The organism is Neobacillus sp. SAB-20_R2A (assembly GCF_049568635.1).
Classification (GTDB): Bacteria; Bacillota; Bacilli; order Bacillales; family Cytobacillaceae; genus Neobacillus; species Neobacillus citreus.
The window spans coordinates 134,826-156,203 of sequence record NZ_CP145895.1 but is presented as its reverse complement, the minus strand read 5'-3'; the positions used below and the strand labels follow the sequence as shown (position 1 = coordinate 156,203).

General features: G+C 42.2%; 32 protein-coding genes and 1 pseudogene. 4 read left to right on the top strand and 29 right to left on the bottom strand.

All coding sequences use genetic code 11. The features are described 5' to 3' along the window. Nucleotides 1-65 precede the first annotated feature (65 nt). Nucleotides 66-509 carry a YbaK family protein gene (locus V5M37_RS00870; protein ID WP_423800347.1) on the bottom strand — a complete coding sequence of 148 codons (444 nt, stop codon included), beginning with the start codon at nt 507-509 and terminating at the stop codon, nt 66-68. Between the two features lie 201 nt (nt 510-710). Here V5M37_RS00870 and V5M37_RS00865 point away from each other — a divergent pair. From V5M37_RS00865 to V5M37_RS00850, 4 genes and pseudogenes are all read left to right on the top strand, one after another. Continuing rightward, nucleotides 711-1,426, top strand: a pseudogene (locus V5M37_RS00865) (SDR family NAD(P)-dependent oxidoreductase). Further along, nucleotides 1,427-2,455 (top strand): S-adenosylmethionine:tRNA ribosyltransferase-isomerase, encoded by a 1,029-nt coding sequence (locus V5M37_RS00860; RefSeq protein WP_423800346.1) that lies wholly within the window; start codon nt 1,427-1,429, stop codon nt 2,453-2,455. It begins immediately after the preceding pseudogene. 54 nt (nt 2,456-2,509) lie between these two features. Next, entirely contained in the window at nt 2,510-3,628 is a 1,119-nt protein-coding gene (locus tag V5M37_RS00855; RefSeq protein ID WP_423800345.1) for a GAF domain-containing sensor histidine kinase, read from the top strand. 13 nt (nt 3,629-3,641) lie between these two features. Beyond that, nucleotides 3,642-4,283: a response regulator gene (locus V5M37_RS00850; protein WP_423800344.1), complete on the top strand. Its 642-nt coding sequence runs from the start codon at nt 3,642-3,644 to the stop codon at nt 4,281-4,283. Nucleotides 4,284-4,401: 118 nt separating this feature from the next. Here the strand turns inward: V5M37_RS00850 and V5M37_RS00845 are convergent, their stop codons facing one another. The 28 genes from V5M37_RS00845 to rplP all read right to left on the bottom strand — a co-directional run bounded on the left by V5M37_RS00845 (nt 4,402) and on the right by rplP (nt 21,377). Further along, complete coding sequence (locus V5M37_RS00845) at nt 4,402-6,507, bottom strand: glycoside hydrolase family 3 protein (RefSeq protein ID WP_423800343.1); 2,106 nt, start codon at nt 6,505-6,507, stop codon at nt 4,402-4,404. Between the two features lie 185 nt (nt 6,508-6,692). Continuing rightward, nucleotides 6,693-7,085 carry a 30S ribosomal protein S9 gene (gene rpsI, locus V5M37_RS00840; protein ID WP_127484434.1) on the bottom strand — a complete coding sequence of 131 codons (393 nt, stop codon included), beginning with the start codon at nt 7,083-7,085 and terminating at the stop codon, nt 6,693-6,695. A gap of 19 nt (nt 7,086-7,104) precedes the next feature. After that, entirely contained in the window at nt 7,105-7,542 is a 438-nt protein-coding gene (gene rplM / locus V5M37_RS00835) for a 50S ribosomal protein L13 (protein WP_213148253.1), read from the bottom strand. A gap of 241 nt (nt 7,543-7,783) precedes the next feature. Further along, a complete protein-coding gene (gene truA / locus V5M37_RS00830; protein WP_423800342.1) occupies nt 7,784-8,521 on the bottom strand; it encodes a tRNA pseudouridine(38-40) synthase TruA in 738 nt (245 codons plus the stop codon). Between the two features lie 13 nt (nt 8,522-8,534). After that, complete coding sequence (locus V5M37_RS00825) at nt 8,535-9,332, bottom strand: energy-coupling factor transporter transmembrane component T family protein (RefSeq protein WP_423800341.1); 798 nt, start codon at nt 9,330-9,332, stop codon at nt 8,535-8,537. Next, nucleotides 9,329-10,198: an energy-coupling factor ABC transporter ATP-binding protein gene (locus V5M37_RS00820; RefSeq protein ID WP_423800340.1), complete on the bottom strand. Its 870-nt coding sequence runs from the start codon at nt 10,196-10,198 to the stop codon at nt 9,329-9,331. Before V5M37_RS00820 ends, V5M37_RS00825 begins: the two co-directional genes overlap by 4 nt. Then, nucleotides 10,174-11,013 carry an energy-coupling factor ABC transporter ATP-binding protein gene (locus V5M37_RS00815; protein WP_213148257.1) on the bottom strand — a complete coding sequence of 280 codons (840 nt, stop codon included), beginning with the start codon at nt 11,011-11,013 and terminating at the stop codon, nt 10,174-10,176. The genes V5M37_RS00820 and V5M37_RS00815 overlap by 25 nt, the downstream gene beginning before the upstream one ends. A gap of 354 nt (nt 11,014-11,367) precedes the next feature. Continuing rightward, the gene (gene rplQ, locus V5M37_RS00810; RefSeq protein WP_423800339.1) at nt 11,368-11,730 is read right to left on the bottom strand and encodes a 50S ribosomal protein L17; all 363 of its coding nucleotides are present in this window, start codon (nt 11,728-11,730) and stop codon (nt 11,368-11,370) included. A 41-nt stretch (nt 11,731-11,771) separates the two neighbouring features. Next, nucleotides 11,772-12,716, bottom strand: coding sequence for a DNA-directed RNA polymerase subunit alpha (locus V5M37_RS00805; protein ID WP_213121064.1), 945 nt, complete (start codon nt 12,714-12,716; stop codon nt 11,772-11,774). 173 nt (nt 12,717-12,889) lie between these two features. Further along, the gene (gene rpsK / locus V5M37_RS00800) at nt 12,890-13,279 is read right to left on the bottom strand and encodes a 30S ribosomal protein S11 (protein WP_046524788.1); all 390 of its coding nucleotides are present in this window, start codon (nt 13,277-13,279) and stop codon (nt 12,890-12,892) included. A 22-nt stretch (nt 13,280-13,301) separates the two neighbouring features. Next, nucleotides 13,302-13,667, bottom strand: coding sequence for a 30S ribosomal protein S13 (gene rpsM / locus V5M37_RS00795; RefSeq protein ID WP_213121065.1), 366 nt, complete (start codon nt 13,665-13,667; stop codon nt 13,302-13,304). A gap of 21 nt (nt 13,668-13,688) precedes the next feature. Beyond that, nucleotides 13,689-13,802, bottom strand: coding sequence for a 50S ribosomal protein L36 (rpmJ, locus tag V5M37_RS00790; RefSeq protein WP_000868344.1), 114 nt, complete (start codon nt 13,800-13,802; stop codon nt 13,689-13,691). Nucleotides 13,803-13,837: 35 nt separating this feature from the next. After that, the gene (gene infA, locus V5M37_RS00785) at nt 13,838-14,056 is read right to left on the bottom strand and encodes a translation initiation factor IF-1 (protein WP_007085268.1); all 219 of its coding nucleotides are present in this window, start codon (nt 14,054-14,056) and stop codon (nt 13,838-13,840) included. A 282-nt stretch (nt 14,057-14,338) separates the two neighbouring features. Next, nucleotides 14,339-14,989, bottom strand: coding sequence for an adenylate kinase (locus tag V5M37_RS00780; protein WP_423800338.1), 651 nt, complete (start codon nt 14,987-14,989; stop codon nt 14,339-14,341). Between the two features lie 66 nt (nt 14,990-15,055). Then, complete coding sequence (secY, locus tag V5M37_RS00775) at nt 15,056-16,351, bottom strand: preprotein translocase subunit SecY (protein ID WP_423800337.1); 1,296 nt, start codon at nt 16,349-16,351, stop codon at nt 15,056-15,058. Continuing rightward, complete coding sequence (rplO, locus tag V5M37_RS00770) at nt 16,351-16,791, bottom strand: 50S ribosomal protein L15 (protein WP_213148262.1); 441 nt, start codon at nt 16,789-16,791, stop codon at nt 16,351-16,353. The genes secY and rplO overlap by 1 nt, the downstream gene beginning before the upstream one ends. Nucleotides 16,792-16,823: 32 nt before the next feature. Further along, on the bottom strand, nt 16,824-17,006 hold the full coding sequence (gene rpmD / locus V5M37_RS00765; protein WP_213148263.1) for a 50S ribosomal protein L30: 183 nt from the start codon (nt 17,004-17,006) through the stop codon (nt 16,824-16,826). Between the two features lie 13 nt (nt 17,007-17,019). Next, nucleotides 17,020-17,520: a 30S ribosomal protein S5 gene (rpsE, locus tag V5M37_RS00760; RefSeq protein ID WP_213121070.1), complete on the bottom strand. Its 501-nt coding sequence runs from the start codon at nt 17,518-17,520 to the stop codon at nt 17,020-17,022. Between the two features lie 23 nt (nt 17,521-17,543). Then, complete coding sequence (rplR, locus tag V5M37_RS00755; RefSeq protein ID WP_213148264.1) at nt 17,544-17,906, bottom strand: 50S ribosomal protein L18; 363 nt, start codon at nt 17,904-17,906, stop codon at nt 17,544-17,546. Between the two features lie 32 nt (nt 17,907-17,938). Then, the gene (rplF, locus tag V5M37_RS00750; RefSeq protein WP_423800336.1) at nt 17,939-18,475 is read right to left on the bottom strand and encodes a 50S ribosomal protein L6; all 537 of its coding nucleotides are present in this window, start codon (nt 18,473-18,475) and stop codon (nt 17,939-17,941) included. A 31-nt stretch (nt 18,476-18,506) separates the two neighbouring features. Next, the gene (gene rpsH, locus V5M37_RS00745; protein WP_213121073.1) at nt 18,507-18,905 is read right to left on the bottom strand and encodes a 30S ribosomal protein S8; all 399 of its coding nucleotides are present in this window, start codon (nt 18,903-18,905) and stop codon (nt 18,507-18,509) included. A gap of 31 nt (nt 18,906-18,936) precedes the next feature. After that, nucleotides 18,937-19,122: a 30S ribosomal protein S14 gene (rpsN, locus tag V5M37_RS00740; protein ID WP_009499044.1), complete on the bottom strand. Its 186-nt coding sequence runs from the start codon at nt 19,120-19,122 to the stop codon at nt 18,937-18,939. Nucleotides 19,123-19,145: 23 nt separating this feature from the next. Next, on the bottom strand, nt 19,146-19,685 hold the full coding sequence (rplE, locus tag V5M37_RS00735) for a 50S ribosomal protein L5 (RefSeq protein ID WP_213148266.1): 540 nt from the start codon (nt 19,683-19,685) through the stop codon (nt 19,146-19,148). A 26-nt stretch (nt 19,686-19,711) separates the two neighbouring features. Then, nucleotides 19,712-20,020 carry a 50S ribosomal protein L24 gene (gene rplX / locus V5M37_RS00730; RefSeq protein WP_213121075.1) on the bottom strand — a complete coding sequence of 103 codons (309 nt, stop codon included), beginning with the start codon at nt 20,018-20,020 and terminating at the stop codon, nt 19,712-19,714. A 37-nt stretch (nt 20,021-20,057) separates the two neighbouring features. Then, nucleotides 20,058-20,426, bottom strand: a complete 369-nt coding sequence (gene rplN, locus V5M37_RS00725; protein ID WP_038538479.1) for a 50S ribosomal protein L14 — start codon at nt 20,424-20,426, stop codon at nt 20,058-20,060. A 38-nt stretch (nt 20,427-20,464) separates the two neighbouring features. Continuing rightward, nucleotides 20,465-20,728, bottom strand: coding sequence for a 30S ribosomal protein S17 (gene rpsQ, locus V5M37_RS00720; protein ID WP_066321295.1), 264 nt, complete (start codon nt 20,726-20,728; stop codon nt 20,465-20,467). 24 nt (nt 20,729-20,752) lie between these two features. Continuing rightward, nucleotides 20,753-20,953, bottom strand: a complete 201-nt coding sequence (gene rpmC / locus V5M37_RS00715) for a 50S ribosomal protein L29 (protein ID WP_213121076.1) — start codon at nt 20,951-20,953, stop codon at nt 20,753-20,755. Then, complete coding sequence (gene rplP / locus V5M37_RS00710) at nt 20,943-21,377, bottom strand: 50S ribosomal protein L16 (protein ID WP_423800335.1); 435 nt, start codon at nt 21,375-21,377, stop codon at nt 20,943-20,945. The genes rpmC and rplP overlap by 11 nt, the downstream gene beginning before the upstream one ends. Nucleotide 21,378: the final 1 nt, after the last annotated feature.

Genomic DNA, 21,378 nt, shown 5'->3' with positions numbered 1-21,378 from the left:
CGTCCCTTGTTCAATAATTTATATGGGACAAGGCGGGACTTTAGAACAGGAATGAAGGCATTGAATTAATGAAGCCGAAGCTTATGGCGTCTTTGCCCTTTTTCATAGCCTTCTCTCCACCAGACATGGACATATTGTTCACAGTGATAATAAAGTGATTCACTCATGACGCCCTCTTCGCCGTTTCCCCAATATAGGAGGAAATTAAATAACGTATCAATTAAATGATTTTCTTCACTAAAGCAGCGCATTCTTACCTGTTCCATACTTTCCCCATGGTAGCCAAATTTGCTAAATTTAGCTCCTAATAGAAAAGCTTCAAGGGCAACATCATAACAGGCCTCTTCCACCCCAGAATTCATAATCAGGCTTGAGGCAATCTTGGTCGATCCAAAATATTGCCGCACTCTCTCTTTTAATGTATTAATGGATAGGTCCCGAAGCACGGACCGTTCGTATTTAATCTGCTTTTCACGTCTTTTTTCTTTAAAGGTTGTAATCACAGTCACTTCTTTTCACCTCTTAAAACTATTCTTTATCCGCTCTCTTGAAGAAATACAAAGACATGGCTAATTTCCATTGCCAATTTTTATCCCTCGTCGATTTTTCTCAGTCAAAAGTTGTAGAAGAAGTTCAAGCTTTTTTCTGAGGGAGGATTTGGAAGAAACCGATATGCTTAAAACATCAAGAATGAAGGGGAGATAAAGATTATGAAAAATAAAGTAGTGATGATTACGGGCGCTTCTAAAGGGTTAGGGCGTGCATTAACATTGGCTTTTGCTGAAAAAGGGGCAAAACTGGCCATTTGCTCAAGAACAACGGATAGCTTAAACACAGTGAAGGAGGAAGCTGAAAAGTTGGGAGCTGAGGTACTGGCTGTTACCGCAGATATATCCAAAGCGCGTGATGTAGAGCGGTTTGTTGCGCTGGCGGAGGAAGCCTACGGCCAGCTTGATGTACTGATTAATAACGCTTCCATGCTGGGCCCGAGTCCAATGCCACTCTTGCTCGATTACCCAGAAGATGATTTTGCGGAGGTCCTTAGGGTAAATGCGGTTTCTCCTTTTCCGTAACAAGAAGAGTCCTCCCCGGGATGCTTCAGCGCAATATAGGCTCCATTATTAATGTGACATCTGAAGCGGGCCACGTCGGCTACGCCGGATGGGGAGCATACGGAATTTCTAAATTTGCGGTTGAAGGCCTGACACAAACATGGGCAGATGAGTTAAGCGAAACAAATATCCGGGTCAACATGGTAGATCCAGGAGAAATGGATACCGACATGCATCGGTTGGCCGTTCCAGATTGCGATTACCCGCTTGCAAAACCGGAGGATATCGTGGACATATTTTTATACCTTGCATCCGATAAGTCAGCAGGTGTTACCGGCAAACGGTTTGAAGCACAGTCAGAGGAGGGATTGTAAATGCCGGCAAAAGCGTTAGATTTTTATCTTCCCAATGAATTAAATGCCTCCCATCCTCCTGAAAAACGCGGCTTAAGAAGAGATCATGTCCGGATGATGGTTCTTGACCGCAATACTGGCGGAATCAGGCATGACCATTTCTTCCGCTTAGCAGATTACCTCGAGTCCGGTGACCTCGTCATTTTAAATAACAGCCGGACGATACCGGCAATATTACATGCTGAATGGTTGCGAAATGGAGGGCAAATCGCACCAAGGGTGGAAATCCGCCTGGCAAGACGCCGAAATGAAGACACATGGGAAGCTCTCGTTGTTGCCAATCCCGTAAAAATTGGCGATGCACTTCAATTTTCATCTGAATTAACTGGAATGGTAATAGGTGAAAAAGTACACTCACCGTTAAAAATTATTCAGTTTTCAAAGAAAGGAACAGATTTATTTAATATCATCTATGCTCTTGGAGATCCGGTCCGCTACGAATATATTGAGCATCCTTGGGAACTGGACTACTACCAAACAGTGTTTGCGAATCATCCAGGCTCAGTCGAAATGCCCTCGGCAGGAAGAGCATTCAGCTGGGAACTAATTTTTCAACTAAAAAGTAAAAAAATCTCACTTGATTTTATTCGACTGCATACGGGATTAAGCTATCTCCTTGATGACCAGTGGCACCAGACACCAGAAGCAAATGAAGAAGAATATCACATTTCTGAACAAACAATGGAGAGAATACGGCAGACAAAAGCTTCCGGCAAAAGGGTCATCGCAGTTGGAACAACGGTTGTCCGGGCACTCGAGACCGCAACCCGAAACGGTGCCCTTTCAGGGGTTACAAATCTCTATATTGACCAACACTTTCCTTTAAAAATTGCCGATGGGATCATAACTGGCTTTCATGAGCCGAAAGCAAGCCACCTTGACATGCTTTCAGCCTTTATTTCAGAACAGCATTTGCTTCAAGCATATGAGCAAGCCGTTGCCTGCGGTTATTTATGGCATGAGTTTGGCGATATGAATTTAATTATCTAATTACTGGCAATAAGCTATAATGGCAGTAGGAAATATCAGTGGGGTGAGAATTCGATGTCTGCTGCAGCTGGGTACGAAGAAATCAGCATTTTAAAGGAAATCGCTGAGCTTTTAAACGAAGGAACAGATATAAGGAATATATTGTCCGGGGTATTGAAAAAACTCCTCCATGTAACGGGCTTGCAAACTGGCTGGATATTCTTAATGGACGAAAATGGTATGCATCAGCTCGCAGCTGATGCAGCCCTCCCGCCTGCTTTAGCCCAGGACGGAAAGCGGCGGATGTGCCAGGGCAAGTGCTGGTGTGTAAACAAGTACAATAACGGACAGCTGAACAAAGCTACGAATATTATGGAATGTAAACGAATTGAAGATGCTATCGAGGAAAAGGCTGGAGAAACTTGCGGTTTAACCCACCATGCAACCGTTCCACTAAGAGCAGGAGCAGAACGGTTCGGCATCTTAAATGTAGGCTCACCATATAAAACCCATTTCGAAAAAAATGAACTTGCCCTGCTTGAAGCAGTTGCCTATCAAATTGGAACGGCCTTAAAACGAATTAAATTAACCCAGAGGGAACAAGAAACGGCGCTTGTTGCTGAGAGGAATCGGCTGGCGAGGGATCTTCACGATTCTGTGAACCAGCTGTTATTTTCCCTCAGTCTTACCGCAAGGGCCGGCGTCGAAATGGGCCAAACAGATGAAGTCAAGCAAACGTTCGGCTACATTCAAGATTTGGCCCAGGAAGCACTCGGTGAAATGCGGGCATTGATTTGGCAGCTGAGACCGCATGGACTGGAAAATGGGATTGTCAGCGCCTTGAGAAGCTATGCTGAAATGCTTGGGTTGTCAATTCAAACAAAGGTTGCGGGTGCGGCCAACATTCCCGGTAAGGTCGAAGAAGCATTGTGGCGAATTGGTCAGGAGGCACTGGCCAATTGTAAAAAGCATTCCCAGACAACGGCTGTTCAACTATTTTTCCAAATGTCCACCGATAAAGTTCTTTTGGTCATAAAGGATGCCGGCTGCGGCTTCCATTATGATGAAAGCCTAGCAATCCCCTCATTGGGGTTAAAAAGTATGAAAGCACGGGCAGAAGCGTTAAATGGGACCTTTCATTTAAAAAGCAAAACGAACAGCGGGACGGAAATCAAAATTGAAATTCCGTTGTAGGAGGGAGAATTCAGTGAGTATACGGATACTAATAGCAGACGACCATCATGTTGTTAGACGGGGATTGGCCTTTTTCCTGCGGACGCAAAACGACCTTGATGTGATTGGGGAAGCAGCAAACGGAGAAGAAGCGGTTGAACTGGCTAAATCATTGAAGCCGGATCTAATTTTAATGGATTTGGTGATGCCGGAAATGGACGGAATCCAGGCAACTACAATCATTAAAAAGGAACAGCCAGAAATCAAAATTATGATGCTGACCAGCTTTTCCGACCAGGACCATGTGATTCCCGCTTTGGAAGCAGGTGCATCAGGGTTCCAATTAAAGGACATTCAGCCAGATGAATTGGTAACGTCCATTAAAAGAATCATGAGCGGAGAAAACCAGCTTCATCCAAAAGCGACTTCGCATTTATTGGCTAATTTGACCTCTAAAAATAAACCTGAACGAGATTTAATCGAGGAATTAACAAAAAGAGAGCTTGATGTGTTAAAAGAAATTGCCAAAGGAAAAAGCAATAAAGAAATTGCCGGTGCTCTTTTTATTACCGAAAAGACAGTAAAAACACATGTTTCAAACCTGCTTGCAAAGCTCGAACTCGCCGACCGGACACAGGCTGCTTTATATGCGGTCAGGAATCACTTAGTAGACTAAGGACGAATGTGGAGTGATCACATTCGTTTTATTATGTAAAAAAGGCTCCAGACAATTAAACTGAGAGCCTTTTTAGACGTTTCGAACTGAGGCTTTTTTAGCCTGCTACTGAACGTTATTAATATGTTAGTCCATGACCAAGTTTATAGACGTTACCATCGCGATCTTCATAGGCATATTTAAGCCCTTCAGGCATATATTTGTCCTTGTCAAAGCCTGGCACATCGTTTCTTGATACACAGTCTCCATTTTCATCCACAGCAATAACTTCCTCACTCGCTGGCAATGTCAATGGCAATACGCCAATTGGTTTGAAATTACCTGCCATTACCTCAAACTGTGCATTATAGTACGTATCGTAACCAGCAATCAGGGCATCTGCAAGCGGTTCAACATTTCCAAGGATCCACGGCAAAATGAAATTAACACTTATAATGACCTTGCCTCCGCGATCATGAACACTATCGGCAACTTTCTTTAGATGAGCCATGTTACTTAGAGTCGTTTCTTCGTAATTAGTTCCATCCATTGCTTTTTCCGGTTTATTCTCGCAAATTTCCAGCTCTAACAACCCTGGTGTAGCGTTAAAATAAGCACCGGATTTTGGATGTAAAAATAAAATCGCAGTTTCCGCTTCTTCATAGTTATCAGTCAAGCTAAACAAGCCAAGCTCCTGGCATTCCTTCCTAGCCTTTTCCGTATAAGAAGCTGCGCGTTCAGGTTCCTTATGGAAAACTTCCACATAAACTTTCTTCGCATCAGTTAAAGGCAATGTCTGATTTGAATTTTTCAAAATAGTTACTGATTTTTTATGAGCTTCATATGCAGCGTCCCAATTTGCTTGATTACTTATCACTGCAGCGGCATTTTCCGGTGACACGTATGTACGATCATCGAATAATCCTAACGCAAACATTTCGGTAAGTAGCCTTATGTTTGCTTCATCAATACGGTTTTCACTAATCCATCCATTTTGGATTGCTAATTTTAGATTTTCAACATCATTTGTATCGGAAACCAGATCCGTTCCCGCATTGACGGCTTTTGCAAAACGTTCTGCCTCAGTCTTATCTTCAACGCCCCAGCTCATTTTATTGGTGACGCCGCTATCACTGTTGATATAGCCTTTGAATCCAAGTAATCCTCTAAGGATGTGTTGTAAAAAATACTGATTAAAGGTAAAGCCAACCTCTTCGAATGGGATATCTTCACCTTGGAATTTTTGAACTGCACTTTTTTTGATGCTAGGAATCGAGTAATATGGCATGAAGGATGAGCTGCCATGTTCTACTGCTGCTTGGAACGGCGGCAGGTGATACTTTTCTAAGCTTCCTGGAGTTGGGTATAGATTCCATTTCCCCTCTTCATAATGTGGATCAAATCCATTTTCCCTTGCTCCGCCTCCAGGAAAATGCTTAGTTGTCATTGCAATACTATGACTGCCTAATTCTTCCCCTTGGAATCCGTCAATGACACGACCGATGACATCAGAAATAAACTCTGGGTCTTCACCAAAAGTGCCATATATCCGCTGCCATCTAGGGTCTGTGACGGTATCAGCCATATACATATAACCCTTCCTTATCCCAACAGCATCCCATTCAGTACGGGCTATTTCGGCAAATTGGCTGATTAACGAGGCATCACCGCCATTTTTCATCTCTCCTTTAGCGGCTGCTGCAAGCCCTAAAGTCCCCGGCCAAGTGGAAAAAATCCCAGCTGCATCATTCATACCAAAGATAAATTCAGTATTTTCATTTCTTGAATTAGATGCTATTAAGCAAGGAATACCAAGACGTGTTCCCTCGCATACTTCATTCATAGTATTGACCCATTCTGCCATTTGAGCTGGACTCCAATTGTCCCGTAGGATGAAGTGGCGCAAATGCATATTTTCAATTGTATGAGTTGTACCGTATACCTTGGCCAAGGCAAAAATCGTTTCGCCCTTTTCCACAATCCCCTCATCTAACACACCATCATGACTTGTCTTGCTTTTATCCTTTTGTGTAAGACCCATCTGACGGGTATTGATTAACATCATCCCGACCTTTTCATCGAGATTCATCAATGAAACAAGATTCTCGGCACGTTCTTTCGGGCTTAAACGCCAATCCTTATAAGGCTCTAATTTCCCACTATTATTCAAATCCTTAAATTTTAATCCATCAACTTCAATCAGTTTCTTTACCCTAACTTCCAACTTCGGCTGCTTATGCTCCAATTTGTTTACCTCCTAAACTAATTCACTCTAATTATATACTAATTTGAAGCACGGGGATGCTTCTTATGCTTCCCAATTTTGAAATTTAGATGAAGGAGTAGGAAAAGAATTTTAAAACATTAATACTGAATACAAAAAAGACCCCCAACCAATAGAGTTGAGAGTCTTTGAACGTTTGCAAAAGATTAACGCTTTGAGAACTGAGGCGCACGACGAGCACCTTTAAGACCGTATTTCTTACGCTCTTTCATACGTGCATCACGAGTTAATAGACCAGCGCGCTTTAATGTTGGACGGTATTCTGGGTCAGCTTGAAGTAATGCGCGAGCAATACCGTGGCGGATTGCGCCAGCTTGACCAGTGTAGCCGCCGCCGCTTACGTTTACAAGAACATCGTAGCTGCCAACAGTTTCAGTAGCTACTAATGGTTGTCTTACAACAACACGTAAAGCTTCGAATGGGATATAAGTGTCGATGTCACGATCGTTAATAACAATTTTACCTGTGCCTGGAACTAAGCGTACACGAGCAACTGAGCTCTTACGACGGCCAGTACCGATATATTGAACTTGTGCCAAGTTAATTCCCTCCTCTTAATTAACCGCGAAGTTCGTAAACTTCAGGTTGTTGTGCTTGGTGTTTATGTTCTGCACCAGCATAAACGTGTAATTTTTTGAACATTTGACGGCCAAGAGAATTCTTTGGAAGCATGCCTTTTACAGCTTGCTCAAGCATTTTCTCAGCATAGTTCGTACGCATTTCAAGAGCAGTTCTCTGCTTTAAACCGCCTGGGTGATTTGTGTGACGGTAGTAGATTTTGTCGTTTATTTTGTTACCAGTTAATTCAATCTTAGATGCATTAAGAATGATGACATGATCACCAGTGTCAACATGTGGTGTATAAGTTGGCTTATGTTTACCACGTAGGATAGATGCTACTTCAGAAGCAAGACGTCCAAGAGTTTTGCCCTCAGCATCAACTACGTACCATTTGCGCTCGATATTGTTGGCATTTGCCATAAACGTTGTACGCATGAGTTTCCCTCCTATTAAATCGTAAAAATAATATTTTCGCACCTTCACTGGCTATTTCCGTTCAATTCTGTTCCGGGAATGAACAGGACGCCACTTTGTGCAGTCATTTTCAAAAGCTATATTTTCAATCACGATGAAGACTTTCCGGGGCTTTATCGTGGGATTAAAAACACACACATATAATATAATAAATACTTAAGGTAAAATTGTCAAGAAGATGTTACACCTGGATGGGTTGTTTTTAATAAAGCACTTCCCAAAGGTATAACCCACGCGCTGGAGCGGTTTTTCCAGCAGCAGACCGGTCCTTCTTTTCCAAAATGGAAGGAATTTCTTCAGGTGACAGGTCACCAGATCCAACCGCCAACAAAGTCCCCACAAGAATCCGCACCATGTTGTATAAAAAACCATTGCCGACAAAGCGGATAGTCAAAAGATCGCCATCCAATAAAAAGTCGATCTCCTTAATTGTCCTAACCTTGTCCTGAACCTCCGTCTTAGCGGCGCAAAAGCTGGTAAAGTCATGGGTTCCAAGCAGATACCTGCTTGCCTTCCGCATTGCCTCCAAGTTCAAAGCATAGGGATAGCGGTACACATAATTCCGCTGAAACGGGTCCCTAAAACCCGATAATTGCAATTGATAACGGTATTCCTTTCCCGCAGCATCAAAACGTGCATGAAACGCATTATCAGCCTTGTCAACAAATAAAACGGCCAAATCCTCTGGAAGCAAAGAATTAAGGGCAACTACCCAGCGATCTTCGGGAATTGCCAGCGGTGAATCAAAATGAATCACCTGCCCCTTGGCATGGACCCCCGCATCCGTTCGGCCGGAAGCAGTTACCTTCACAGGGACGCCCTTATGAATTTTCGCCAGGGCTGATTCAAGCTCTGCCTGCACCGTCCGCCCTTTTGGCTGGACCTGATAACCAAGAAACCCGGTGCCGTCATATGAAATAATTGCTTTATACCTCTGCATCAGCCTATCTCCATTATGAACGTAATAGGACCAACAAAATCGTTAATACTGCAAGAAGAACGATTTGTACGGTATCTGCCGCAGCCCAGCTTAACTGGCGGTATTTCGTCCGGCCTTCTCCGCCGCGGTAACCCCTTGCTTCCATGGCGACCGCCAGCTCCTCGGCACGCTTAAAGGAACTGACAAACAGCGGAATGAGAAGCGGAATAACAGCCTTGATCCGCTCTTTTAGAGGACCGCTTGCAAATTCCACACCGCGGGCAATTTGTGCTTTCATAATTTTGTCGGTTTCCTGCATAAGAGTTGGAATAAACCGTAATGAAATCGACATCATTAGTGCCATTTCATGAACAGGAAAGCGGATTTTCTTTAAAGGATTTAATAATGTTTCTAATCCATCCGTTATCTCAATCGGAGTCGTCGTTAACGTCAACAAGGAGGTCATTAAAATTAAAAAGAAAAATCGCAAAGAAATAAAAATTCCCATCTTGAGGCCTTCTTCGTAGATCTTCACGGGCCCCCAGTGAAAAAATAGACTGCCACCTTTAGTAAAAAACAATTGCAGAATAAAGGTAAACAGAACAAGCCATATGATCGGCTTCAGACCGCCATATAAAAACCGAATAGGAATTTTTGATAATCCCAGCATTAAAAAAGTATATATACCAATAAGTGCATAAGTTAGCCCATTGTTTGCCAAAAAGATGACACAAACAAACAAGAAAATAATAATCAGTTTGGAACGAGGGTCCATTTTATGAATAAGAGAATCAGCCGGTACATAGCGTCCAAAAATCATTTTTTCCATCATGAGCGGACACCTCTCTTTAAACGTTCTGAAATGGCAGCCGATAGCTCTCCAATGGAAAGGTAAATTTTATCCAGCTTACTGCCTATTTTTTCTTCAAGCTTCAGCTGAAAACGGACCACCTCAGGTACATCTAGTCCCATTTGAATTAATTCGGCAGTCTCTGAGAAAATCTCTTCTGGAGTACCCTTTTTGGCGACCCGGCCTTGCTGCATGATGACGATTTGGTCAGCATACCTTGCCGCGTCCTCCATGCTGTGAGTGACAAGAATAGTTGAGAGGCCCCTCTCTTTATGAAGAGAATAAAACATATCCATAATCTCTTTTCGGCCGCGTGGGTCCAGACCAGCAGTAGGCTCGTCCAAAACGATGACATCAGGGCCCATTGCCAATACCCCGGCAATCGCAACCCGCCGCATTTGTCCGCCAGAAAGATCGAATGGTGATTTCTCTAAGATTTCTTCACCGAGTCCAACCTGTTTTAAGGCAACTCGTGCCCGCTTTTTTGCCTCTGATTCGGAAACGCCAAAATTCATCGGACCAAAAATAATATCCTTTTCCACTGTTTCCTCAAATAATTGATGTTCAGGGAATTGGAATACAATTCCGACCTTTTGCCGGACTGTCTTTAAATTTTTATTTTTTTGATGAGCCTTTATTTCCTGGCTCCCAATTAGCACCGTTCCTTCTGTCGGCTGCAAAAGAGCATTTAAATGCTGCAAAACAGTGGATTTACCTGAGCCGGTATGGCCGATTAAAGCGAGATAGGTTCCGGATGGAATATCAATCGAAACATCGGAAATAGCAAGTCTTTCAAATGGGGTATTAGCTTGATAACGGTACTCTACAGATTTAAGCGAGATGTCCATAACTCTGTCACCAACTCTTCTTCCGATAAATAATTCTTTGTAAACGTAAGACCCATTTGACGAAATGCCTTTGTCATTTTCACTGAGAATGGAATATCCAGCCCCAGTTCAATTAATTCCTCATCAAGTGAGAAGATTTCTTCGGGAGTACCCTCCCGGTAAACCTCTCCTTTATTCATCACAATAATTCGGTCAGCTTTCGCCGCCTCATCTAAATCATGCGTAATGGAAATAACCGTCAACTGTTTTTCAGCCTTTAAATCTCTAACCGTTGCTAAAACCTCTTCTCTTCCTCTAGGGTCCAGCATTGATGTTGCTTCGTCTAAAATAATGATTGCGGGTCGTAACGCCAGAACACCTGCTATCGCGACACGCTGCTTTTGACCGCCCGAGAGATGGTGGGGCTCTTGATATAGAAATTGATCCATCTTCACCTTTTTCAAGGCATCCTCAACACGATGAACCATTTCATTCCGTGGTACCCCCATATTTTCTAAACCAAAAGCCACATCATCTTGGACTGTGGTTCCGACGAATTGATTATCTGGATTCTGAAAGACCATTCCCAGTTGTTTTCGGATATCCCAGATTGTCTCTTCATTCAAAGGTAAACCGCAGACGGTTATTTCACCGGACTTAGGAAACTGCAGCCCATTAAGAAGCTTGGCCATCGTAGATTTACCGGAACCATTATGACCGACGATCGCCAGCCACTCACCTTCAAAAATATCAAATGTAACATTATTTAAAGCATACCGTTCCTGATCATCATATTGAAACGAAACTTCCCTCAAACTGACGATTGACTTTTTCATCCTGCTCCCCCCTCGCCTCAACTCTGCTCTTTATTATAAAAAAGCCCATATATACAAAAAAAGCCTGCACCTCATCCCCAGGCAGGAACGATTTTCAACTGCCTTTACAAAACATTTCCAATTAGGAAATAGGAGGAGGTGCATGAGCTAGACGAGTCGCAAAAAAGATTACCAAAAGTTATTCTTTCCGGAAGCAAATGGTGCTTGCTTATTTCGCTCCAGCTAGTGGAGTCACGCTCATCGTAACGCTCTTTTTGGCTTGGTTCGTACATATATACTTGTTTTTACAGAAAAAGGGCAAAGAACAAGTTTGTTCTTAAACTGTCCAATACCCTTGTTGTCTGTTAGAAAATATTAAACTAACTCGATAATAACCATTGGTGCACCATCACCGCGGCGTGGTCCAAGTTTCATAATGCGGGTATAGCCGCCTTGGCGCTCTTGGTAACGTGGAGCAATGTCAGTGAAAAGCTTTTGTAATGCATCTGTACCTGTTTCAACATTTGCTACTTCGTTACGAACGTATGCAGCAGCTTGACGACGGGCATGTAGGTCACCGCGTTTGCCAAGAGTGATCATTTTCTCAACAGTTGAGCGAAGTTCTTTCGCACGGGTTTCTGTTGTTTCAATGCGCTCGTTGATGATTAAATCAGTTGTTAAATCACGAAGCATAGCTTTACGCTGTGCGCTTGTGCGTCCTAACTTTCTGTATGCCATGAAGGGTTCCCTCCTTTTTGAAGTCGTTAAACGGATTTAGACTAGTCGTCTTTACGTAAGCCTAATCCAAGCTCTTCTAGTTTTGCCTTCACTTCTTCAAGTGATTTGCGGCCTAAGTTACGTACCTTCATCATATCTTCTTCAGTCTTATTCGCTAATTCCTGAACAGTGTTGATGCCTGCACGCTTTAAGCAGTTATAAGAACGAACGGATAGATCGAGTTCTTCAATGGTCATTTCAAGAACTTTTTCTTTCTGATCTTCTTCTTTTTCAATCATGATTTCAGCATTTTGTGCTTCATCAGTAAGACCAACAAAGATGTTTAAATGCTCAGTCAAAATTTTCGAACCAAGTGCAATCGCTTCTTTTGGCCCAGTGCTTCCATCTGTCCAAACATCAAGCGTTAGCTTGTCATAGTTTGATAATTGACCAACACGGGTGTTTTCTACCTGATAAGAAACACGAGCAACAGGAGTGTAAATGGAATCAATCGGAATCACACCGATTGGCTGATCCTCTCTTTTGTTTTGATCAGCTGGCGTATATCCGCGACCGCGTTTAGCAGTCAAACGCATATGAAGATGTCCATTTGCAGATAATGTTGCAATATGAAGGTCTGGATTTAAAATCTCCACATCACTGTCATGCGTAATGTTGCCAGCAGTAACAGGTCCTTCACCTTGAACATCAATTTCAAGTGTCTTTTCTTCATCAGAATAGATTTTTAAAGCTAATTTTTTAATGTTTAAAATGATGGATGTTACATCCTCTACGACGCCTTCAATTGTTGAGAACTCATGAAGTACCCCATCGACCTGAATCGAAGTAACAGCGGCACCTGGGAGTGAAGATAATAGGATACGACGTAAGGAGTTACCCAAAGTGGTACCATATCCACGCTCAAGTGGCTCTACGACGAATTTGCCGTATTTGGCATTTTCGCTGATCTCAACCGTTTCGATTTTTGGTTTTTCTATTTCGATCATCCAATAACCCTCCTTCAAAACGTCGAAACCTCGATTAGAGTTCTAATCGAAATTCCCCCATGTATACGTTCCCGTTTTGTGCACAACAACTGGAATAAGATTTCTGTATAAAAGGCAATAAATTCATATCATATCCCATTATAGACAGATGATATAAATTCTATACAGAAAAATTACACACGACGGCGTTTTGGCGGACGGCATCCGTTATGTGGAACAGGAGTAACGTCTTTAATTGCCGTAACTTCAAGACCAGCAGCTTGAAGAGCACGAATAGCTGCTTCACGACCTGCACCAGGGCCTTTAACTGTTACCTCTAAAGTTTTCATACCATGTTCCATTGATGTTTTTGCTGCAGTTTCAGCTGCCATTTGCGCTGCGAATGGAGTAGATTTACGAGAACCTTTAAATCCAAGCGCACCTGCACTAGACCAAGAAATTGCATTTCCATGAACATCAGTGATGGTTACGATCGTATTGTTAAATGTTGAGCGGATATGAGCAACCCCAGCTTCAATATTCTTTTTAACACGACGCTTACGTGTATTAGTTTTACGAGCCATTTAATTTAACCTCCTTTGCCGATTACTTCTTCTTGTTCGCAACAGTCTTACGAGGACCTTTGCGTGTACGGGCGTTGTTTTTCGTATTTTGTCCACGAACCGGTAGGCCGCGACGATGACGCAATCCGCGGTAGCAGCCAATTTCCATTAAACGTTTAATGTTAAGTGAAATTTCACGGCGAAGGTCACCTTCAACCTTTAGCTTGTCAACGATATCACGGATTTTGTTTAATTCATCTTCAGTTAAATCACGTACACGAGTATCTTCAGAAACAGCAGCTTCTGCTAAGATTTTTTGTGCAGTTTTTTTGCCAATACCATAAATGTAAGTTAAAGAGATAACTACACGTTTTTCACGTGGAATATCTACACCAGCAATACGTGCCATATATGTGCACCTCCTTGTCGATTAACCTTGTTTTTGTTTATGTTTAGGGTTTTCACAGATAACCATTACTTTGCCGCGTCTGCGGATAACTTTGCACTTTTCGCAGATCGGTTTAACAGATGGTCTTACTTTCATTATCCTAACCTCCTTGAGTTTCGGAGTGCAAACAATTATTTGAAACGATAGGTAATTCTACCGCGCGTTAAGTCATATGGAGAAAGCTCAACAGTCACTTTGTCACCTGGCAAGATCCTGATAAAGTGCATGCGGATTTTCCCGGAAACGTGAGCCAGCACAGTATGACCATTTTCCAATTCTACCTTAAACATTGCATTTGGCAAAGTTTCAATGACTTTACCTTCAATCTCAATTACATCATCTTTGGCCACAGTCTCGTCCCCCTTCTCTTTAAAGAATTATCGTTCGTAAGACTAGTAATGTATAGCGAGTCTTCTCGTTCGTACGTAGTTAGCAACCCTACAATTTTAACATATTGTTGTGTCTTTGTCCGCAAGTAATTTCTGCATAAAAGAAGAATAATTTCTTCAGTCATTCTTGCCCAACTCTCGGTTCTGCATACCCAGTACAATAGAAAAGCCAGTTACTTGCACATACAATTGAATTCTATGAGAGAAAAGTGAGAGTCGCGTGCCAATTGGGAATGATGAGCATTAACGAAGACCCCGCAAAAGTTCTTCGATATCAGCAAATACTTTGTTAATATCCTGCTGACCATCAAGAGTACGCAAGTACCCTTTCTCTTCATAAAAAGATAATAAAGGTTCTTGCTGTTTGATATTGACATCTAATCTGTTTTGAACTGTTTCAGCGTTATCATCTGCTCTCTGATACAACTCACCGCCGCAACGATCGCATACACCCTCTTTTGCAGGAGGATTGAATACTAGATGATAGGTTGATCCACATTCCTTACAGATACGACGTCCAGTCAAACGCTCCATTAAAATGCCTTTATCAACATTTATATTGATTACGTAGTCGATTTTTTTATTTAAATCTACTAGTAAGTTTTCTAATGCATCTGCTTGTGGTACTGTTCTAGGAAAGCCATCAAGTAAAAAGCCATTTTGACAGTCTTCTTTACTTAACCGTTCACGAACGATGCCGATTGTTACTTCATCAGGAACAAGCTCGCCTTTGTCCATGAAGGATTTAGCTTTTAAACCCAGTTCAGTTCCTTCCTTCATTGCTGCACGGAACATATCTCCAGTTGAGATATGAGGGATGCGGTATTGTTCAACAATTTTTTCAGCCTGAGTGCCCTTACCTGCACCAGGTAGCCCCATTAATACTAAATTCACACATATTCCCCCTCGTGCTATATGTGAGGTTTATTGGGGCCCATTAAAGGGTCCCGCAAAACCCTTTTATTTAATAAATCCTTTATAGTGACGTTTAACTAATTGTGCTTCAAGCTGCTTATACGTTTCAAGTGCAACACCGACGACGATCAGCAAGCTTGTTCCGCCAATTTGTGCCGATTGTGGCAGATTCGCAATTTTAATAAATAAAACTGGAAGTACTGCAATAATAGCAAGGAAAATGGCGCCGATAAAAGTCAACCGATATAGGACGCGTGTTAAATATTCCTGCGTGCTCTTACCAGGACGAATTCCAGGTATATAGCCGCTCTGCTTTTGTAAGTTTTCCGCTGCTTGTTCAGGGTTAACTTGAATAAAGGCATAAAAATAAGTAAACGCGATAATTAACGCTGCATAAAGTGTCATCCCGATTGGATGAGAATAATCAAACACTTTCATAATCCAAAGCGTTACATCATTCGTTGGGAAGAAGGATGCAATCGTTCTTGGCGTAACAATAAACGAAACGGCAAAGATTACAGGGATTACTCCAGCTGCATTTACTTTTAATGGCATATGGGTAGACTGGCCGCCCGCAGGATTACGTCCTACTGCCATCCGTTTCGCATATTGAATTGGAATTTTCCGAGTTGCCTGTTGGATGAAGATTACACCCACTACAATAGCAATAATTGCTACTGCAATTAGAACAACAGTCACGATACGTAGGAATAATTGCTCGCCAGCATTTTCAAACTGCTGAACATACATTTGATTTAAAACATTTGGGATTCCGGCAACAATACCTGCAAAGATGATGATAGAAATACCATTTCCAACACCTTTAGCAGTAACTTGCTCCCCTAACCACATTAAGAACGATGTACCGGCAGTCAGCACAACGGCAATTAATAAATACGTTCCAATTCCAGGGTTTTCAATCAATTGTCCTTGGGACAAATTGTTAAAGCCGTATGACATACCTAATGCTTGGATAAACCCAAGCACGACGGTAAAATATCGAGTGAATTGGGCAAGCTTCCGACGCCCTGCTTCACCTTGCTTTGACCACTCCGTAAACTTTGGAACAACGTCCATCTGCAGGAGCTGAATAATAATCGAAGCAGTGATGTAAGGCATAATCCCCATTGCAAAAATAGAGAATTGCTTTAATGCGCCTCCGCCGAATGTATTTAAAACACCGAAAACACTTAGCTTATCTTGTGCAGCTAGAGCTTCAGCATTTACATTCGGAACTGGAATGAAAGTGCCGATTCGAAATACGACTAACATTAAAAGGGTGAATATGATCTTTCGACGTATATCACCCACGCGCATAAAATTGGAGATTGTCTGGAACATTAGATCACCTCAGTAGTTCCACCGGCAGCTTCGATCGCTTCCTTAGCAGCAGAGGAGAATTTATGAGCTTTAACTGTAAGCTTTTTCTCTACGTTCCCTTTAGCAAGAATCTTGATTCCTGCTTTTTCGTTACTTACCACACCTGATTCGATAAGAAGTTCTGGAGTAACTTCTGTACCTTCTTCAAAGCGGTTCAATGCATCAAGATTAACTACGGCGTACTCTTTACGGTTGAAATTGGTGAAACCGCGTTTTGGTAAACGACGGAATAATGGTGTTTGACCACCTTCAAAACCGATACGGACACCGCCGCCTGAACGAGCATTTTGTCCTTTATGACCTTTACCTGCAGTCTTACCTTGACCAGAGCCGATACCACGGCCTAGACGCTTACGCTCATGACGAGAACCTTCGGTAGGCTTTAATTCATGAAGTTTCATATTGGCACCTCCTTATGAAAGAAAACAATGAATTATTGTTCTTTTACTGTTACAAGGTGAGCAACTTTAGTAATCATACCGCGAATAGCAGCGTTATCTTGATGCTCAACTGTTTGATTTAATTTACGTAAACCTAGCGCTTTAACTGTTTCGCGTTGGTCTTGTGAACGACCGATTACGCTGCGGCTGAGGGTAACTAAAAGTTTATTCGCCATTTGATTTCCCTCCTTATCCTAACAGTTCTTCTACTGATTTACCACGTAATTTTGCTACGTCTTCAGCACGTTTAAGTTGTTTTAATCCTTCTACAGTAGCACGTACCATGTTAATTGGTGTGTTAGTACCTAATGATTTAGATAGGATATCCTGAACACCTGCTAATTCTAGTACTGCACGAACAGGACCGCCGGCAATAACTCCAGTACCTTCAGAGGCAGGCTTTAGAAGTATTTCACCAGCACCAAAACGTCCAATTACTTGGTGAGGAACAGTTGTTCCAACCATTGGCACTTCTACTAGGTTTTTCTTTGCATCTTCGATTGCTTTGCGGATTGCATCAGGTACTTCCTGCGCTTTACCAGTACCGAAACCGACATGGCCGTTTTTATCTCCCACTACGACAAGTGCAGAGAAACGGAAGCGACGTCCACCTTTAACAACCTTCGCAACACGGTTAACTGTAACTACGCGTTCTTCAAGTTCAAGTTTGTTTGGATCAATGCGACGCATCTAATTTGTCCCTCCTTTGTCTATTAAAATTGTAAGCCGTTTTCGCGGGCAGCATCAGCTAATGCTTGAATACGTCCATGGTAAAGGTATCCTCCACGGTCAAATACAACTGCAGAGACTCCTTTTTCCACCGCACGTTTAGCGACTAATTCTCCAACCTTTTGTGCAGCTTCAGTATTGCTAGTTGACTCAAGGCTAAGTTCTTTATCTAATGTAGAAGCACTTGCTAAGGTAACTCCATTAGTGTCATCGATTACCTGTGCATAAATATGCTGGTTAGAACGAAACACGTTTAGACGTGGACGAGCAGAGGTACCGCTAAGCTTCGCACGAACACGAGCGTGTCTTTTACGGCGAGTAGCGTTTTTATCTTGCTTCGTAATCATTTACGTCACTCCTTTCGTTTACTTATGCGGCATTACTTACCTGTTTTACCTTCTTTGCGACGAACAAATTCGCCTTCGTAACGGATTCCTTTGCCTTTATACGGCTCTGGAGGACGAACTTGACGGATATTTGCTGCTAATGCACCAACACGTTCTTTGTCAGTACCTCTTACAGTAATTTTTGTATTTGCAGGAACTTCAATTTCAAGGCCTGTTTCAGGTTCGATTTCAACAGGATGAGAGTATCCAACGTTTAGTACAAGCTTGGTACCTTGCTTTTGGGCACGGTAACCAACCCCGATCAACTCTAATCTCTTTTCGAAGCCTTTAGAAACACCTTCGACCATATTTGCGAGTACCGCACGAGTTGTACCGTGCAATGCGCGGTGTTCTTTCACATCTGATGGACGAGAGATGGTAACAACATTCTCTTCAACGTTGATTGTAATATCTGGATTAAAAGAACGAGAAAGCTCGCCTTTTGGTCCTTTAACAGTAACAGTGTTGTTGTTCACAGCAACTGTTACACCTGCTGGGATTTCAATAGGTTTTTTTCCTACGCGAGACATTTAGTGCACCTCCATTCATTCAAAAAATCTCTTACCAAACGTATGCTAAAACTTCTCCGCCGATTTGTTTAGCACGAGCTTCCTTATCAGTGATCACGCCTGTTGAAGTAGAAACTAGCGCAATACCAAGTCCATTTAAAACACGCGGCACTTCGTTAGATTTTGCATAAACGCGAAGACCAGGCTTGCTTATACGCTTTAATCCAGTAATAACACGTTCGTTATTTGCACCGTATTTTAAGAAGATACGGATGATACCTTGTTTATTATCTTCGATATATTCCACGTCACGGATGAAACCTTCACGCTTTAGAATTTCAGCGATTTCCTTTTTGATATTAGAAGCAGGTACTTCTAATTTCTCGTGACGCACCATATTCGCATTACGAATGCGAGTGAGCAAATCAGCAATTGGATCTGTCATGACCATTGTTTTTTACCTCCTTCCACAAACTCTAGTTTTACCAGCTAGCTTTTTTAACACCAGGAATTTGTCCTTTGTATGCTAATTCACGGAAACAAATACGGCAAAGCTTAAATTTACGATATACAGAGTGTGGACGACCACAGCGTTCGCAGCGTGTGTACTCTTGTACTTTGTATTTAGGCGTGCGCTTTTGTTTCGCAATCATTGACTTCTTAGCCACGTTTTCGCCTCCTTATTTAGCGATTACTTTTGGAACGGCATTCCGACTTGAGTTAACAATTCACGAGACTCTTCATCAGAATTTGCAGTTGTTACGATAACGATATCCATACCACGAACCTTGCTTACCTTATCGTAATCAATCTCAGGGAAAATTAGCTGTTCTTTAATACCCAATGTATAGTTGCCGCGACCATCAAATGCTTTTTTAGAAACACCACGGAAGTCACGTACACGTGGTAAAGAAACAGAAACTAACTTATCAAGGAATTGATACATACGCTCACCGCGAAGAGTGACTTTTGCACCAATTGGCATTCCCTCACGAAGACGGAAACCAGCGATAGATTTTTTCGCACGAGTTACTAAAGGCTTCTGACCAGTGATCATTGCTAATTCTTCAACTGCATTATCAAGAGCTTTAGCATTTTGAACTGCGTCACCAACACCCATGTTAATAACGATTTTTTCAATCTTAGGTACTTGCATAATGGATTTATAGTTGAACTTGCTCATAAGAGCAGGCGTGATTTCTTTTAAATACTTTTCTTTTAGGCGGTTCATAGAGTGTACCTCCCTTCTTCTTTAGACTATTTATCTAATAATTCACCGGATTTTGCTACTCGGACTTTCTTGCCATCTACCGATTTGTAACCTACACGTGTAGGGTTACCTGTTTTAGGATCGATAGGCATTACATTTGATACATGAATTGGAGCCTCGAAGCTGATAATGCCGCCCTGTGGGTTTGCTTGTGAAGGTTTAGCGTGTTTTTTCACGATGTTCACGCCTTCTACAAGAACACGGCTTTCTTTAGGATAAGCAGCCAGGATTGTACCTGTCTTGCCTTTATCCTTACCAGAGATGACTCTGACCTTATCACCTTTTTTTACATGCATCCGTAAGCACCTCCTTAAAGGCAATTGGAATTTATAATTATAGTACTTCTGGAGCTAGAGAAACAATCTTCATAAAGTTATTGTCGCGAAGTTCGCGGGCAACTGGTCCAAAGATACGAGTTCCACGTGGGCTCTTATCTTCTTTAACAATTACACATGCATTTTCATCAAAACGGATGTAGGAACCGTCAGGACGGCGGACACCGCTCTTTGTACGTACAACAACAGCCTTAACAACATCACCTTTTTTAACAACGCCACCAGGTGTTGCTTGTTTCACTGTACAAACGATAATATCGCCGATGTTAGCCGTTTTGCGGCCAGAACCACCAAGAACTTTAATGGTAAGCACTTCACGTGCACCAGAGTTGTCAGCAACTTTCAAACGTGATTCTTGTTGAATCATGTGTGTAACCTCCCTTCGGAAAAACTATCTCCGAACAATTAAATAATAACTGCTTTTTCTACTACTTCAACTAAACGGAAGCGTTTTGTAGCTGAAAGCGGGCGAGTTTCCATAATACGTACGATGTCGCCAACTTTTGCTTGATTTTGCTCATCATGAGCTTTGTACTTTTTAGAGTACTTTACGCGTTTACCGTAAAGGGGATGCTTTTTGTATGTTTCGACAAGAACAGTTACAGTCTTATCCATTTTGTCAGAAACAACGCGTCCAGTGTAAACCTTGCGCTGGTTACGTTCACTCATCACTCGTGAACCTCCTCTCGGATTTTACTTATTAACGCTGATTTCTCTCTCGCGAATCACAGTTTTCATGCGAGCGAGCGATTTGCGTACTTCACGGATACGAGCTGTATTTTCAAGTTGTCCAGTCGCCAATTGAAAGCGAAGGTTGAAAAGCTCTTCTTTTAACGATTTTACTTTTTGTTCAATTTCAGCAGTGGTAAGGTCACGAATTTCATTAGCTTTCATTTGATTCACCACCAATTTCTTCACGTTTTACAAACTTACACTTTACAGGAAGTTTGTGTGCTGCAAGACGAAGAGCTTCACGAGCAGTTTCCTCAGAAACGCCGGCAATTTCAAACATGATTTTTCCAGGCTTAACTACTGCTACCCAGCCTTCAGGTGAACCTTTACCGGAACCCATCCGTACTTCTAGAGGCTTTGCAGTATATGGCTTGTGAGGGAAAATCTTAATCCAAACTTTACCGCCACGTTTCATGTAACGAGTCATCGCACGACGAGCAGCTTCGATTTGACGGTTAGTAACCCAGGATGCCTCCATTGATTGCAAACCGAATTCACCGAATGATACTTCAGTACCGCCTTTTGCGTTTCCACGCATGTTACCACGATGTTGACGGCGGAATTTTACGCGTTTTGGCAATAACATG

Bases quoted from the DNA above. Each gene is read 5' to 3' on its own strand.
- rplX (WP_213121075.1), bottom strand. From the start codon at position 20,020: ATGCATGTAAAAAAAGGTGATAAGGTCAGAGTCATCTCTGGTAAGGAT.
- rpsE (WP_213121070.1), bottom strand. From the start codon at position 17,520: ATGCGTCGCATTGATCCAAACAAACTTGAACTTGAAGAACGCGTAGTT.
- rpsK (WP_046524788.1), bottom strand. From the start codon at position 13,279: ATGGCTCGTAAAACTAATACACGTAAGCGTCGTGTTAAAAAGAATATT.
- V5M37_RS00825 (WP_423800341.1), bottom strand. From the start codon at position 9,332: ATGATGGAAAAAATGATTTTTGGACGCTATGTACCGGCTGATTCTCTT.
- V5M37_RS00860 (WP_423800346.1), top strand. From the start codon at position 1,427: ATGCCGGCAAAAGCGTTAGATTTTTATCTTCCCAATGAATTAAATGCC.
- rpmD (WP_213148263.1), bottom strand. From the start codon at position 17,006: ATGGCGAATAAACTTTTAGTTACCCTCAGCCGCAGCGTAATCGGTCGT.
- V5M37_RS00815 (WP_213148257.1), bottom strand. From the start codon at position 11,013: ATGAAAAAGTCAATCGTCAGTTTGAGGGAAGTTTCGTTTCAATATGAT.
- rpsM (WP_213121065.1), bottom strand. From the start codon at position 13,667: ATGGCACGTATTGCTGGTGTAGATATTCCACGTGAAAAACGTGTAGTT.
- rplM (WP_213148253.1), bottom strand. From the start codon at position 7,542: ATGCGTACAACGTTTATGGCAAATGCCAACAATATCGAGCGCAAATGG.
- V5M37_RS00805 (WP_213121064.1), bottom strand. From the start codon at position 12,716: ATGATCGAAATAGAAAAACCAAAAATCGAAACGGTTGAGATCAGCGAA.
- rpmC (WP_213121076.1), bottom strand. From the start codon at position 20,953: ATGAAAGCTAATGAAATTCGTGACCTTACCACTGCTGAAATTGAACAA.
- secY (WP_423800337.1), bottom strand. From the start codon at position 16,351: ATGTTCCAGACAATCTCCAATTTTATGCGCGTGGGTGATATACGTCGA.
- rpsQ (WP_066321295.1), bottom strand. From the start codon at position 20,728: ATGAGTGAACGTAACCAGCGCAAGGTTTACACTGGACGCGTTGTTTCT.
- truA (WP_423800342.1), bottom strand. From the start codon at position 8,521: ATGCAGAGGTATAAAGCAATTATTTCATATGACGGCACCGGGTTTCTT.
- rplQ (WP_423800339.1), bottom strand. From the start codon at position 11,730: ATGGCATACAGAAAGTTAGGACGCACAAGCGCACAGCGTAAAGCTATG.
- rplR (WP_213148264.1), bottom strand. From the start codon at position 17,906: ATGATTACGAAGCAAGATAAAAACGCTACTCGCCGTAAAAGACACGCT.
- rplP (WP_423800335.1), bottom strand. From the start codon at position 21,377: ATGTTATTGCCAAAACGCGTAAAATTCCGCCGTCAACATCGTGGTAAC.
- V5M37_RS00820 (WP_423800340.1), bottom strand. From the start codon at position 10,198: ATGGACATCTCGCTTAAATCTGTAGAGTACCGTTATCAAGCTAATACC.
- rpsH (WP_213121073.1), bottom strand. From the start codon at position 18,905: ATGGTCATGACAGATCCAATTGCTGATTTGCTCACTCGCATTCGTAAT.
- rplO (WP_213148262.1), bottom strand. From the start codon at position 16,791: ATGAAACTTCATGAATTAAAGCCTACCGAAGGTTCTCGTCATGAGCGT.
- rpmJ (WP_000868344.1), bottom strand. From the start codon at position 13,802: ATGAAAGTAAGACCATCTGTTAAACCGATCTGCGAAAAGTGCAAAGTT.
- V5M37_RS00855 (WP_423800345.1), top strand. From the start codon at position 2,510: ATGTCTGCTGCAGCTGGGTACGAAGAAATCAGCATTTTAAAGGAAATC.
- rplE (WP_213148266.1), bottom strand. From the start codon at position 19,685: ATGAACCGCCTAAAAGAAAAGTATTTAAAAGAAATCACGCCTGCTCTT.
- rplN (WP_038538479.1), bottom strand. From the start codon at position 20,426: ATGATTCAACAAGAATCACGTTTGAAAGTTGCTGACAACTCTGGTGCA.
- rplF (WP_423800336.1), bottom strand. From the start codon at position 18,475: ATGTCTCGCGTAGGAAAAAAACCTATTGAAATCCCAGCAGGTGTAACA.